15 protein-coding genes are annotated in these 14547 nt (G+C 43.1%); 9 read left to right on the top strand and 6 right to left on the bottom strand.

Annotated elements, in window-relative coordinates:
• The first annotated feature begins 42 nt into the window (after positions 1-42).
• The 5 genes from MST17_RS01280 to MST17_RS01260 all read left to right on the top strand — a co-directional run bounded on the left by MST17_RS01280 (position 43) and on the right by MST17_RS01260 (position 3482).
• Positions 43-663 (top strand): NUDIX domain-containing protein, encoded by a 621-nt coding sequence (locus tag MST17_RS01280; RefSeq protein WP_111884865.1) that lies wholly within the window; start codon positions 43-45, stop codon positions 661-663.
• 10 nt (positions 664-673) lie between these two features.
• Complete coding sequence (gene cpdA, locus MST17_RS01275) at positions 674-1477, top strand: 3',5'-cyclic-AMP phosphodiesterase (protein WP_078192576.1); 804 nt, start codon at positions 674-676, stop codon at positions 1475-1477.
• Positions 1478-1686: 209 nt separating this feature from the next.
• Positions 1687-2214 carry an RNA polymerase-binding protein DksA gene (gene dksA / locus MST17_RS01270; protein WP_180004689.1) on the top strand — a complete coding sequence of 176 codons (528 nt, stop codon included), beginning with the start codon at positions 1687-1689 and terminating at the stop codon, positions 2212-2214.
• 4 nt (positions 2215-2218) lie between these two features.
• Positions 2219-3136 (top strand): tRNA glutamyl-Q(34) synthetase GluQRS, encoded by a 918-nt coding sequence (gene gluQRS / locus MST17_RS01265; protein ID WP_373685443.1) that lies wholly within the window; start codon positions 2219-2221, stop codon positions 3134-3136.
• An 85-nt stretch (positions 3137-3221) separates the two neighbouring features.
• Positions 3222-3482 carry a zinc-ribbon domain-containing protein gene (locus MST17_RS01260; RefSeq protein WP_078189439.1) on the top strand — a complete coding sequence of 87 codons (261 nt, stop codon included), beginning with the start codon at positions 3222-3224 and terminating at the stop codon, positions 3480-3482.
• Here the strand turns inward: MST17_RS01260 and ftsW are convergent.
• The 5 genes from ftsW to MST17_RS01235 all read right to left on the bottom strand — a co-directional run bounded on the left by ftsW (position 3471) and on the right by MST17_RS01235 (position 8607).
• Positions 3471-4667 (bottom strand): putative lipid II flippase FtsW, encoded by a 1197-nt coding sequence (gene ftsW / locus MST17_RS01255; RefSeq protein ID WP_078189440.1) that lies wholly within the window; start codon positions 4665-4667, stop codon positions 3471-3473. The two genes, MST17_RS01260 and ftsW, sit on opposite strands and share 12 nt — an antisense overlap.
• A gap of 21 nt (positions 4668-4688) precedes the next feature.
• A complete protein-coding gene (gene murD, locus MST17_RS01250; RefSeq protein ID WP_078192580.1) occupies positions 4689-6035 on the bottom strand; it encodes a UDP-N-acetylmuramoyl-L-alanine--D-glutamate ligase in 1347 nt (448 codons plus the stop codon).
• 158 nt (positions 6036-6193) lie between these two features.
• Positions 6194-6445, bottom strand: coding sequence for a DUF6587 family protein (locus tag MST17_RS01245; protein WP_180026527.1), 252 nt, complete (start codon positions 6443-6445; stop codon positions 6194-6196).
• A gap of 36 nt (positions 6446-6481) precedes the next feature.
• Positions 6482-8347 carry a ferrous iron transporter B gene (locus tag MST17_RS01240; protein WP_180010675.1) on the bottom strand — a complete coding sequence of 622 codons (1866 nt, stop codon included), beginning with the start codon at positions 8345-8347 and terminating at the stop codon, positions 6482-6484.
• Positions 8344-8607 (bottom strand): FeoA family protein, encoded by a 264-nt coding sequence (locus MST17_RS01235; RefSeq protein WP_111884859.1) that lies wholly within the window; start codon positions 8605-8607, stop codon positions 8344-8346. The genes MST17_RS01240 and MST17_RS01235 overlap by 4 nt, the downstream gene beginning before the upstream one ends.
• Positions 8608-8779: 172 nt before the next feature.
• On the opposite strand from MST17_RS01235, the gene xerD reads away from it, so the two are divergent.
• From xerD to thrC, 4 genes are all read left to right on the top strand, one after another.
• Positions 8780-9697, top strand: a complete 918-nt coding sequence (gene xerD, locus MST17_RS01230; protein ID WP_180010677.1) for a site-specific tyrosine recombinase XerD — start codon at positions 8780-8782, stop codon at positions 9695-9697.
• 96 nt (positions 9698-9793) lie between these two features.
• Entirely contained in the window at positions 9794-10606 is an 813-nt protein-coding gene (locus MST17_RS01225; RefSeq protein WP_180010679.1) for a DsbC family protein, read from the top strand.
• A gap of 130 nt (positions 10607-10736) precedes the next feature.
• Positions 10737-12041, top strand: coding sequence for a homoserine dehydrogenase (locus MST17_RS01220; protein ID WP_180008061.1), 1305 nt, complete (start codon positions 10737-10739; stop codon positions 12039-12041).
• Between the two features lie 62 nt (positions 12042-12103).
• Positions 12104-13243: a threonine synthase gene (gene thrC, locus MST17_RS01215; protein ID WP_078192584.1), complete on the top strand. Its 1140-nt coding sequence runs from the start codon at positions 12104-12106 to the stop codon at positions 13241-13243.
• Positions 13244-13365: 122 nt separating this feature from the next.
• On the opposite strand, the gene MST17_RS01210 is transcribed toward thrC, so the two are convergent.
• Complete coding sequence (locus MST17_RS01210; RefSeq protein ID WP_180004717.1) at positions 13366-14415, bottom strand: serine hydrolase; 1050 nt, start codon at positions 14413-14415, stop codon at positions 13366-13368.
• Between the last annotated feature and the right edge of the window lie 132 nt (positions 14416-14547).

The following is a 14547-nucleotide window of genomic DNA, read 5'->3' as shown; positions in this document are numbered from 1 at the left end:
TCGGTTAGGATGAAATGGAAGATTTCATCCTAATTAGCGCTTATGAATATTATTAAACAGGCCACATATAACAAAAAAGATTACAGCATTGAAGGGCGTGAACATCTTTATAAAGGCTTTATTCAAGTTGAAAAAGTTCAGCTTCGACACCGCTTATTCCATCAAGACAGCATGATTCCAACCATTCAGCGTGAATTGATTCATCGTCCTGAAGCAGCAGGTGTGCTGATCTATAGTCATCAACAACAAAAATTTGCCTTAATTGAACAATTCCGCATTGGGGCGATTGATGATGAAACTTCGCCATGGCAACTAGAGATTATTGCCGGCGTGCTCGATGGTGATGAATCTGCTGAAAGCTGCATCCGCCGTGAAAGTTTGGAAGAATCAGGCTGTGAATTAGATGCACTACAACATTTATTTAGTTTTTATCCCTCTGCGGGTGCCTGCGCGGAATTATTCCACCTTTATAGTGCTGAAGCTGAACTTCCTGAACATGGCGGAGTCTTTGGCATGCCTGATGAAGGAGAAAATATTCAATTGCATATCTTAAACTATGCTGATATTCCTGAATTATTAACCAATGGTCGGCTAAAAAACGCACCTGTCATTATGGCCTTGCAATGGTTACAACAACAAATACATACTACAAGGAATGTCTAAGGGGAAGGACATGACTTTAAGGGATACACCACAATACGACTGGACACTGATCCAGATCTCGGACACACATTTAATGGATCAGGAAGATCTTGAATTTGTCCGCATGAATCCAGAGCAGAGTTTTCACGATGTGATTCAACAAATTCAGTTGAACCATCATCACATCGATACGCTTGTCCATACTGGCGATCTTGCACAAGTGCCGGTAGAGCGTACCTATGCGCGTTATCTCGAATATATGCAACAGCAGCCGTTTCCGTTTTATCAGATTCCGGGGAACCATGACGAAGCGTCTTGCTTCCCATTTCATCAACAGGAAGATCGTGCTCACTGCATCGCATTAGGCAATTGGTGTCTGATTTTACTGAACAGTGCGGTTAAAGGAAAAGTGGATGGTTGGGTATCACAACAGCAGTTGGAACAATTAGATCAGTTACTCACAGCACACCCACAGCAACACATCATTGTGGCATGCCACCACCACCCTTTTGCCATGCAATCGCATTGGATAGATCAGCATAAACTAAAGAACGCTGAACATCTCATAGATGTGCTTTCACGCCATGACAATGTCAAAATTGTACTATGCGGACACGTACATCAAGACTCGTCTAATCAATGGCGCAATATTCAGTTTTTATCGACGCCTTCGACCAGTGTTCAGTTCAAACCACATAGTGAAAATTTTGCCTTAGATGAGGCTTTACCAGGGTATCGTGCACTCTATCTGAATGATAATGGTGAATTTAAAACTGAAGTTGTTCGGGTCAAATTGAAACAACCTCAAATTAATGTTGAAATTTCAGGTTATTAACTTTTCAATTTGATTTTTTTGCTTTACTTTATGGCTTCTAAAGGAAAAGTGATAGTTAGAATCCAAACATCAAAGACTATCAATAAGCAGAAAAAGTCTATATGATGACGACCCCCACAGAAGGAAACTCTGTGTTGGGTGGATAAAAAACTTGCATATCACCATATTTTTTGCGTATAGATATATGCATATGATGAGGAATGCCCTACATGGCGAATGACAACCAAAATCAAGTCTTAGACGAACAAACTGATGTAGTAGACGAAAAGTCTACCAAACGCGTGCGCAAATCAAAGCCAAAGGCGACTGAAAGTGGTTCTACTGCAAGCTTATTTGGTATTGAACCTTATCAGCCTAAAAAGAATGAAGAATACATGTCTGAAGGGCAACTTGAGCATTTCCGTCACATCTTATTGGCGTGGAAAGCTGAGTTAATGTCTGAAGTAGACCGTACTTTGAATACCATGCAAGACGAAAATACTGCGCTTCCAGATGTGAACGACCGTGCAACGCAAGAAGAAGAATTTGCGATTGAACTTCGTACACGTGACCGTGAACGTAAACTGATCCGTAAAATTGAACAATCAATTGAAGCGATTAAAAATGATGACTACGGTTTCTGTGAAACGTGTGGTATCGAAATTGGTTTACGTCGCCTAGAAGCACGTCCAACAGCAACTTTATGTATCGACTGCAAAACACTTGCAGAGATCAAAGAGAAGCAAAATAACGGTTAATTCTGTGTTGAGTAATTCCTCTCTAGCCCTCCCTTTAGATAAGGGAGGGAAAGCTGCAGAGCATTACGTGGGTCGGTTTGCGCCATCGCCAACCGGCCCTTTGCATTTTGGCTCTTTAATTACAGCAGTCGCAAGCTACTGCGATGCCCGTGCCCATCAAGGGCAATGGGTCGTTCGTATCGAAGATACCGACATTCCACGTATATTTCCCGGCAGCGAAGAACATATCTTACGTTGTATTGATGCATTTCAATTCGAACCAGATACCGAGATCATTTTCCAAAAAGACCGCCTTGAAATCTATGAGCAAGTCATTGCGCATTTGCATGCCCAAGACTTGGTCTATGCTTGTCAATGCACCCGAAAAATGCTCGGTTCAAATCATATCTATCAAGGCACATGTCGTAATCTTGGCCTTCCCCTTCAGGATCAGGCTATTCGAATCAAAGTCGATGCACAGAAGATTTGTTTTACCGACCGCTTACAAGGGACGCATTGCTCGAATCTGCAACAGGATTTGGGTGACTTTGTCTTAAAACGCCGTGATGGCATTATCAATTATCAACTTGCTGTCGTGGTTGATGACTACCTACAAGGTATGACCCATGTTGTACGTGGGGCTGATCTTTTGGACAATACCGAACGTCAAATTTGGCTCGGACAGGTTTTGGGTTATCCGCGCCTTGAATACATGCACTTGCCATTGGCAATGAATAATCAGGGACAAAAGCTGTCAAAACAGAATATGGCTCAAGCTCTTGATTTAAGCCAAGCGGCACCGTTATTACAACAAGCATTGCAGGCCCTACACCAACCGCCAGTCGACTTAGACACGCCGCGTATTATGCTGCAACAGGCGATTGCGCAGTGGGATATTCAACATATTCCCCATGGCACAGCATTGCCTCAAATCTATCAATAAACCCAAATATTGATCTAAGCCAATCACTCGATTTTCAATTGAATTATGCTTTAATAAAGTGATCAATCGACCATTGGAGAGCCTAATGTTTTTTATTTTTGGAGTTGGTCCGAAAACCAAAGTCATTGAAAAGAGCCAATTTACTTGCCCTGTCTGCCGCAGCAGAACTCAGTATGAGTTAAAACAGCAACGTAATTATTTTTCTTTATTTTTTATCCCATTGATTCCCCTTTCTAAAGCCAAGGCGAGCTTGGTCAAATGTCTCCATTGTGGAACGGAGATGCCAGCCAGTGTCCTCCACCATGCATCTCCCGATCCGCAACGAGATACCAATTTAGAAGCTTGATTCTTCTTTACTTGGGTTTACTTCTTTGGTCGTCGCATCGATCTTTAAGATCAGACTCACCATAACCGCACAGATAATCAGAGAAGACCCCCCATAACTAATAAACGGTAAGGTCAAACCCTTGGTAGGAAGCATGCCCATGTTCATGCCGGCATTCACCAAAATTTGCAGCAAGAAGATAATACTAATGCCATAAGCCAAGTAGCCTGCACGTAAGTATTGATGACGTAAAGCACGATGACCAATGCGAATACAGCAGACCAACATCACAAATGACAGCGTCAATACGGTCAAAATCCCAAAGAAGCCAAATTCTTCGCCCAAAACCGCCAACATGAAGTCGGTATGTGCCTCAGGTAAATACGACATTTTTTGAATACTATGACCCAAGCCGACACCAAACCATTCACCGCGACCAAAAGCCATTAATGCATTCGACAACTGGTAGCCTGCGCCTAATGGATCATTCCATGGATTTGAGAAGGACATCAAACGTTCTAAACGATAAGGTTCAAATAAAATCAAGAACACAAAGGCCATGATGATCGCACCAAAGGCAATTGCGAACTGAATCAACGGTGCACCTGCGAGGAAGAATACCCCTAGCATGGTTAAGGCAATCACCACCGTCGCCCCTAAATCGGGCTCAGCCATGACCAAACCGACAGTTGCAGCCATAATCACTGCCAAACGTACCAAGCCCTTGATGTTATTGCGGACTTCTTCGGCACGCCGTACCACATAGTCTGCGGTAAATATCGCCATCATGACTTTGGCGACTTCCGAAGCCTGTAAGGTAAAACCTGCGATCCGAATCCAACGCTTAGAACCATTGACTTCAGTACCTACCGCCAAAACGGCAGCTAACAGGACAATGGTCACAATCCATAAAAAGAAGGTGTTGTTAAACCACACATTTAACGGCACTTTATAGGCGATATACGCAGCCATGGCGGCAGCGGCAATCGAAATCCCGTGTCGTGAAATGTAATGGAAGGCATTTTCATGCATGCGCTCTGCATAAGGCATCGAAGCAGATGCCACCATGATCGACCCAATACACAACAATGCCAAAACACAGAACATTAAAACATTGCGCACGTTGACCTCGGCAGGTAACCGAGGAATCCAACGCTCTACAACTTCATTTATTCTATTTATGGTCGTCTGAGCTAACCCAGCCATACAACTTTCCTTATCGTTCTTTTAAACGAGTGCATTCACACAATCAACAAATTGGTGTCCACGCTCACTGTAACCTTTAAACATATCAAAACTTGCGCACGCTGGAGACAATAACACCACATCATTGGCTACCGCATTTTGTTGGCACAGCTCAACCGCTTGTTTCAAACTTTCAGCATGAATCAGCGTGGTTGTCCCTTCAATCGCTTTTTCAATAATTGGACGATCTTCACCAATCAATACCGCAACTTTGGCATATTTTGAAAGTGAATCACGCAGCGCAGTAAAGTCCTGCCCTTTGCCTTGACCACCTAAAATAATCGCCACTTTACCGCCTTTGGCTTCAATCGCAGCACCAAGACCATCAATTGCAGCTAAAGTCGCACCAATATTGGTGCCTTTAGAGTCATTATAATAACGAACACCATGCACTTCTTTGACAAATTCACAACGGTGTTCTAAGCCTTTAAAGGTTTTCAAGGTTTCCAACATGCCTTCTAGTGGCAAACCAATCGCTTCACCCAAAGCCAAACATGCCAAGGCGTTTGCCACATTATGAGTCCCTTGGATATACATGTCCGCACTTTTCAGTAAACGCTCACGACCACGCGCCAACCAAATTGTGCCATCAGTATCGCGCAGAATACCGAACTGATTCATATCTGGTGCATTTAAGCCAAAGCTTTGCATTGGGGTGACATCTGGAACCAATGGACGTGTTAATGAGTCATCACGGTTATACACCACTTTTTTCACCGCTTGGAAAATACGATGCTTCGCAGTGTGATAGCCCATCATATCGCCATGACGGTCCAAATGGTCTTCGCTCATGTTCAACACAACAGCAACCTCTGCTGCCAAGTTCGACGTGGTTTCTAATTGAAAACTTGAAAGCTCTAAAACATAAAGCTCAGGATCATCTTTGGTGAGATCCAAAGCCGGTCGACCCAGGTTACCACCCACTGCCACTTTTTTGCCTGCATCTGCTGCCATAAGACCAAATAAAGTTGTTACGGTACTTTTCGCATTCGAACCTGTAATCGCGACAATTGGCTTATCTGTCGCACGACGTAAAATTTGAATTTCAGAAACCACAGGAATATTGGCTGCAATGGCCGCCTGAATTTGCGGTAATTTTGGATCTAGCCCCGGGCTGATAATAATTTCTTCTGCTTGGAGTAATAAATCTTGATCCAACTGACCAAAACTGGTTTGTACATCACTTGGAATTTGATCATGACCCGGTGGGACTGCTCGTGAATCGGTGACTGCAACGCGGTAGCCATGGCTATGTAAGAAATTCACTGCGGAAACACCAGAAATCCCTAATCCGGCAACAACCTTCAATCCACCACGCTGTATTAACATTTTCGCCCCATTTTTTGGTCGGTTTTTAAATCTGACAAAATGTTAGCACTTTGCTGTTTTGAATGCTTTTTATGTTTTCACTTTCTCGCAGTTTTTTTGTGTCCGCTCGTAAAAAACCGCCCATCTCGGGCGGTTTCTTCAAGCAATTGAAGGTGAGCTTATTTCCATTTCACCGCTTGTACTTCAGCTTTTTTTGCAGACGAATTATCCGAAGCTGAACATCCACAACCGCCTGCACAGCCTGCGACCATTTTGGGCTTTAACCATTTGGCTAGACTGTTCCAACCACGGTTTGCACAGTGCTCAGATAAAGTTGTGAAGACTGAGTTCGATGTTTTTGGAAATACCTTCTTAAACACCACGACAGCACTCCAAATCACCAATACCGCAATAATTATTGATTCAAGCATGTCTCTCTCCTTTGTTCAGCTTTTGCCATTCAAGATTCACGATCCAAAATAGCGTGTTGCAATTTGATACGTGATGAATGCCATTAGATAAGCCAAACCAAATAAATAGATAGTCATGAAACTCACCGTCTTCAAGGAGCCAGTTTCACGTTTAACTGTCGCCAGTGTCGCCAAGCAATGTGGCGCATAAATAAACCACACCAATAATGATAGACCGGTTGCCAATGACCAACCCAATGACCCATCGCTACTAATTAAATTTGCCAGACCTTGAGACATAGCATCGTCATCTGTTGCAGACAAGGCATACACCGTACCCAATGCCGCCACAACGACTTCACGTGCAGCCATCGCTGGAATTAAGGCAATACAGATCTGCCAGTTAAAACCTAATGGTGCAAAAATCGGTTGTAATACATGCCCAAGCATACCTGCCAATGAATAATCAATATCCGGCAAGGTTGCGCCTTCTGGCGGTTGCGGGAAAGTACACAAGAACCATAACAAAATCGATAAAGCGAAAATGATGCCACCGACACGTTTCAAGAAAATCTTGGCACGGTCCAGTAAACCAATCCAAACACTCTTAATATCTGGGAAACGGTAGCTTGGAAGTTCCATCAATAAGGCATGCTGTGATTTATCTTTTTGGAAGAATTTCAGCACTGTTGCCACAATTAAGGCACTCACAATCCCTGCTGCATATAATGCAAATAGCACCAAGCCTTGTAAGTTAAAGACGCCCCAGACCATTTGCTGTGGAATAAATGCCGAGATCAACAAAGCATAAACCGGTAAACGTGCCGAACAGGTCATCAATGGAGCAACTAAAATCGTTACCAGACGATCTCGGGGGTCTTGAATACTCCGGGTTGCCATGATGCCCGGTACAGCACAGGCAAAGCTCGACAGCAAAGGAATAAAAGCACGTCCACTCAAACCCGCTTTAAACATCAGCTTATCTAGCAAGAATGCTGCACGTGGTAAATAGCCTGATTCTTCTAAAACCAAAATAAAGAAGAATAAGATAATAATTTGTGGGAGGAAGACAATTACGCCACCCGCACCTTCAATAATCCCTTTAACAACCAAGCTCTGTAGTAATGGATTGGAAATCATGCCACCTGCGGCTTCACCAACCCAATCCTGCACCCATTCAATACCTTCCATAAACGGCGCAGCCCACGCAAACACCGCTTGGAAGATAATAAACATCATCACCGCTAAGGTAATTAAACCAAAGACTGGATGTAAAAAAATTTTATCGAGGAAGTCTGAGCGTTTATCTTCATGATCAACAAACACCACTACGTCTTTTAAAATTTGTTCAATTTTTTCGTGGTTAGTCCCAGAAAGATTGGTATCACTTAATGATGCATCTGGTTTTCTGAAACCTTCAGCATCCAAAGCACCCATTAAGTTTTCAATACCCGCATTACGTACAGCAACGGTTTCTACGACAGGCACACCCAAACGCTGAGACAGCTTTTGGGTATTGATTTGCATGCCACGACGACGTGCTTCATCCATCATGTTGAGGACAAGTAAAATTGGACGACCCAAATCGATCATTTCCATGACCAAACCGAGGTGCAATTTTAAGTTTGTCGCATCAACTACACATAAAAAGACATCTTGATGCCCTTCTTCTGCAATTTTACCTTGCACGACATCACGCGTAATGGCTTCATCAGGACTCGTCGCTTCTAGGCTATACGTCCCCGGCAAATCCAAAACTCGAACAGATTTACCCGATGGCAACGTAAATTGACCAACTTTACGCTCAACCGTTACCCCAGCATAGTTCGCAACTTTCTGACGTGTACCAGTTAAATGATTGAATAATGAAGTTTTACCACAGTTTGGATTACCAACGAGGGCAATACGTAACGCATCACTCATGCTGATGCCCCTTCCATTGCTATTTCCACTTTTTCAGCTTCTATTTTTCGCAGTGCGAAACGAGTAAACCCAACTTGAATTAAAATCGGGTCACCACCAAAAATACCTTTGGTAATCACCTGTACTTTTGTTCCGGGAACAAAACCCAAAGTCTCTAAACGGCTAGCGACTAAATCAGCCGGAGCATTGTTGCCATTCTGGTTACGATGTACCTTATGAATGACTGCGCTTTGTTTCACTTTCAAATCAGATAATCGCACGCAACTAACCCTAAAAAATTTTGAATATTATACAAACAAATGAGAATAATTAACAAATCGGATTCGATTTCAATTCTCATTTAACAATCTAGCATCGACACGACTATTTTTTTAAATTACATTGCATTAAACCATTGTGATTTCTTGGTTTAATTTCAAAAATGAGCGGCACATGTTAAATAAAAAACCACGAATCCCGACCCCAGTCCAAATTCCAGAAACACTCAGTTTTTTACACGGATATCGTGATGATTTAATAGCTCAAACCGTCAGTCCACACACTCGAAATGCATATTTATCTGATTTAATTCAATGCAGTGAGTGTCATACGCATGTCATGACTGATTGGAGCAGTGACGACATTTCAGATGTCTTGCTCAGCCTGACGAAACAAGGAAAAAGTCCACGCTCGATCGCCCGCTCACTTTCTGCACTGCGTTCATTTTTCAAGTTCTTACGCGAACAAAAAATACGCAGCGACAATCCAGTTGCAATCCACAAAACACCCAAATTGGGTCGTGCCCTACCAAAGGATTTATCTGAAGCAGATGTTGAAGCCCTGATTAATGCCCCAGACCTCAACACCGCATTGGGTCTACGTGATCGTGCCATGCTCGAAGTGCTGTATGCCTGTGGTTTACGTGTCTCTGAGTTATTAAATTTAAGATTAGAACTGATCAATCTGAAACAAGGCTATTTACGGATTACCGGTAAAGGCAATAAAGAGCGCTTAGTTCCTTTAGGTCAAATGGCGGTGGAATGGATCGAGAAATATTTAGCTGAAGCACGTCCCGTCTTATACAAAAGCGCAACCGATGCTTTATTTCTCACTCAACTCGGTGGAATGATGAGTCGCCAAAACTTTTGGTACGCGATTAAACGCTATGCGCTCATTGCAGGTATTCAAGCCGAATTATCACCACATACCTTGCGTCATGCCTTTGCCACGCATTTGCTCAACCACGGTGCCGACTTACGTGTCGTGCAGATGCTGCTCGGCCACAGTGACTTGTCTACCACGCAAATTTATACCCATGTCGCGCAAGTTCGTATGCAAAAATTACATGCAGACTATCATCCAAGAGCTTAACGGCAGGAAATATCAGACCAAGAAGTTCTATCGTGCCCGATATTTTTTGCTATGCTTACTCACCTGTTTGATAAAGCTAAAAGAAAAGGGTTGTTTATGTTATTTACCCGTTCAAAAATTTTTCTCGCATCGACACTTGTTGCCAGTATGGCGTTAGTGGCTTGTTCTAATTCAAATAATGACGAAAAGAAAGACGCGACATTAACGGCAAGTACACCTGCAACTGGTGAAGCTTCGAATTTATCTGAACGTAATGCTCAGCAGCGTTTAATTGATACTTTGCAATCCAATTTGCAAAAAGCCAATATCAATGCCAAAGTCACTGGGGTGAAAGCGACTGAAGTTCCTAATTTGTTTTGGGTGAGTTTTGAAGGCATGCCTGCAGTCTATGCTACAGCTGATGGTAAATACATTTTCCAAGGCGACGTGGTTCGTTTGGGTGAAAAACAACTCTTTAATGTAGGCGATACGCTACAAGCAGACGCCAACAAAAAACTATTTGATCAATTAAAAACCGAAGACTTACTAATCTATAAAGCCAAAGGTAAAACCAAACACGTGGTTTATGTGTTTACCGATGTCAGCTGTCCTTATTGCCATAAGTTACATGAACAAATGGATGATATTAATGCCCGTGGCATTGAAGTCCGTTACATCGCTTGGCCACGTGGTGAACAACACATGCCAATGATGGAAACTATCTGGTGTAGCAAAGACCGTCGTGCCGCATTTGATAAAGCCATTGCCGGTGAGCAAATCGAGCCAGCATCATGTAAAAACCCAGTGCGCAGCATGTATGAAATGGGTCTAAATATTGGTGTGAATGGTACGCCAGCGATCTATAACGCAGAAGGCAAACACATCGGTGCTTACATGTCGGCTTCCGAACTTGAAAGTGCGCTTAAATAACTAATTTTTATAGGCTAAATGAATGTTTTTTATGGGTGGGAATAAAGTGATTTCTACCCTAGAGTCCGAACGTTTTTTTAGCTATGATCTAAACTCACTTAAAGCAATGATGAAATAAATGGAGTGTGACGTGAAACCAGTTCGTCTGGCAATCCTCGGTCTTGGTACTGTGGGTGGTGGTGCCCTTAAACTACTAAAAGAAAATGCTGCTGAGATTAAACGTCGCACCGGTCGTGAAATTGAAATTACCCATGTGGGTACGCGTCGCCCTCGTCCTGATTTAGAACTACCTGCTTCAGTGAAGCAAAGTGCTGATTTATTAGATATCGTCCGTCAACCCGATGTAGACGTTGTGGTTGAAGTTATGGGCGGCATTCACCCTGCGTATGAAGTAATTCGTGAAGCAATCGTTCATGGCAAACAAGTGGTTACAGCCAACAAAGCTTTATTAGCTGAACACGGCAATGAATTATTTAAATTGGCCGATGATCATCACGTTCAGATTGCTTATGAAGCAGCTGTCGCAGGCGGTATCCCAATTATTAAAGTCCTCCGTGAAGGTTTGGCAGCCAATAAAATTGACTGGCTTGCAGGTATTATTAACGGTACAGGTAACTTTATCCTGACTGAAATGCGTGAAAAAGGTCGTGCCTTTGCAGACGTTCTCAAAGAAGCGCAAGAACTCGGTTATGCCGAAGCAGATCCAACTTTCGACGTCGAAGGAATCGATGCAGCGCACAAGTTAACATTGCTGGCTTCTATTGCTTTTGGTATCCCACTCCAGTTTAACAAAGTCTTCACTGAAGGCATCAGCAAAGTCACTGCGCAAGATGTCAAATATGCAGAAGACCTTGGTTTCCGTATTAAACATTTAGGTATTGCACGTCGTGCTGCAACGGGTATTGAGCTTCGTGTTCATCCAACGCTGATCCCTGAAGACCAACTGATTGCCAATGTAAATGGCGTTAAAAATGCTGTATTGGTTCAAGCCAATGCTGTTGGTCCAACGCTTTACTATGGCGCAGGCGCAGGTGCAGGCCCGACAGCATCAGCGGTGGTTGCTGACGTTGTCGATATTGTCCGTGACATCTCATATACCGAAGATGGCGCAGGTACAATTCCACAGCTTGCTTTTGAAGCACTGACCGATTTACCGATTCTTCCGCGTGAAGAAATGACCACAGGATACTACATCCGTATTAATGCCGAAGATCAAACTGGCGTTCTTGCTGATGTCACTACAATTTTAAGCCGTGCGGGAATCAGCATCGATGCGATCATGCAACAACCGCGCTTAAAAGACCTTATTCCTATCGTGATTCTGACTGATCCAGTTAAAGAATCTAAAATGGATGAAGCCCTTCAACAAATTCAAGCATTGCCTGTCATTCATGGCGAAATTGTACGAATTCGTTTAGAATCGCTTGATAATTAATCGGGTCGAGGGGAATATTTCAGTTCCTCTCGCCAAGCTCTACACACAATTGGAACATCATCATGTCTAATGCCAATCGTTATACTGGTTTAGTTGACCGCTATCGCGACCGTTTACCCGTATCTGCAACTACTCGCGCAATTTCTTTGGGCGAAGGTAATACGCCACTGATTAAGCTTGAGAACATTCCACGCATTATTGGCAAAAATGTTGAAATTTATGTGAAGTACGAGGGCTTAAACCCGACTGGTTCATTTAAAGACCGTGGTATGACCATGGCTGTAACAAAAGCAGTTGAAGAAGGCTCTAAAGCAATTATCTGTGCATCTACAGGTAATACATCTGCTGCAGCGGCTGCTTATGCTGCACGTGCAGGCATTAAAGCATTTGTGCTCATCCCAGAAGGCAAAATTGCCATGGGTAAAATGGCACAAGCGATGATGTATGGCGCGGTAACAATGCAAATTCACGGTAACTTCGATGACGGTATGCGTCTTGTAAAAGAAGTTGCAGATCAAGCACCAGTTACGATTGTAAACTCAATCAACCCATACCGTCTGCAAGGTCAAAAAACCATTGCTTACGAAATCGTTGACGAATTAGGTCGTGCACCAGACTACCACTGCCTACCTGTAGGTAATGCAGGTAACATCACAGCACACTGGATGGGTTATACCGAAGCTGTGGCGAATCAGCCTAAAGAAGAATTTGTACAAGTCGTTTATGATCCTGAAACTGATCAATTCACAGGTCCAAAACCTGCGGGTCTACCAACAATGGTGGGTTACCAAGCTGCTGGCGCGGCACCATTCCTTCGCGGCGCACCTGTAGAAAACCCTGAAACAGTAGCAACTGCAATCCGTATCGGTAACCCACAAAGCTGGAACCATGCTAAAGCAGTAGTCCGCGATTCAGAAGGCTGGTTCGATGAACTTCAAGATGCTGAAATCTTAGAAGCACAGCGTCTACTGTCTATGTACGAAGGTGTATTCGTAGAACCTGCTTCTGCAGCGTCTATCGGTGGCGCGATTCGTGACATCAAAGCAGGTAAAATTGCTGAAGGTTCTGTGATCGTATGTACTGTGACAGGTAACGGTTTAAAAGATCCTGACACTGCCATCAAGCAATGCCAAGATGCAGTAATGTTGTCGATTGATGCAACTATGGATCAAGTTCGCGATTCAATTCTGTCAAATATGTAATTCATATGCTGACTAAATAAAAAAGCCCTGCTCTTGCAGGGCTTTTTATATCTTGCATTCACTTCAGCATTTAAACGTTGAGTAAATCCAAATACTGAAAGAATGAAAAATCTGAAATCTTATTAAATACGTTTTGGTAACTGGCTCGCCCAATTCATTAGACGTGTCGCATCATTGGTTCGTGCAACTGAAGAATCCGCACCCAATAACACCACCACCGCTGGACGGTTATTCAGTGTGGTATGCATCACAACACAGCGCCCTGCTTCATTAATAAATCCAGTTTTTGAAATATTAATATTCCAACCACCATTACGTACTAAAGCATTGGTATTGTTTGATTTCAACACGCGGTAGCCCAAATTAAAGTCATAACTTGGTGTGGTTGAAAATTGGCGGATCAAACCATACTGCGAAGCGGTATTCACCAAAATACCTAAGTCACGTGCCGAAGCAACATTGCCTGGGTGCAAGCCAGTCGATTCCATATAATGAGTCGAGTTCATTCCTAATGAGCGTGCTTTCGCATTCATCGCTGAAATAAATGCAGAACGACCACCTGGATAAGTACGTGCTAATGCCGAAGCCGCTGGATTTTCAGACTTCATTAAAGCAAACAGCAATGCTTCTGCGCGGTTCATACTGTCGCCAGCACGAAGTGTTGAACTTGAGCTTTTACAGCCTGAACATGAGAAATCAGACTGTTGTAAGGTAATCTTTTCAGACATGTTTAATCGGGCATCTGAAATCACTACTGCTGTCATGAGTTTGGTAATCGATGCAATCGGTAAAGCGGTATTGCTATTTTTGCTATACAGCACCTCACCGGTTTGCCCATCCATAACCAATGCCGCACGTGCATTTACAGAAGGCTGACCTGCGTATTGATTGGTATCAATGATACGGACCGTTTTCGATGGTGCTGTCTGTACCACACCGCCTGTACTACGTACAGAAGTAGTCACTTTAGTTGACCCTTGAGGAGATGGCTCTTCAGCGCTATAAGACACGTCACCGTTGAGTAACTGGTTTGCATCTTCAGATGACCAGCTAATATTTGACTGCTGATTTGCAGCACTATTCATCACAATTTCAGCAGAACTGAAACTGCTCATACTGAATAAAATTGACATGCCCAAAACGTGCATGAAGGATTTATTTAATTTTTTCACCATTGCTCACTCAACTCAGGATACTAAACATTTGCGCAAGACCAGCAATATGCCGTACATTGGTCACAACTACGAACATTTTTTGCTCACACATTGTGTATGAAGTTTTTCATTTCATATAAGAATAGGATT

Source organism: Acinetobacter sp. YH16056_T, assembly GCF_024605895.1.
GTDB lineage: Bacteria > Pseudomonadota > Gammaproteobacteria > Pseudomonadales > Moraxellaceae > Acinetobacter > Acinetobacter amyesii.
This window is presented reverse-complemented; position numbering and strand designations above follow the sequence as displayed.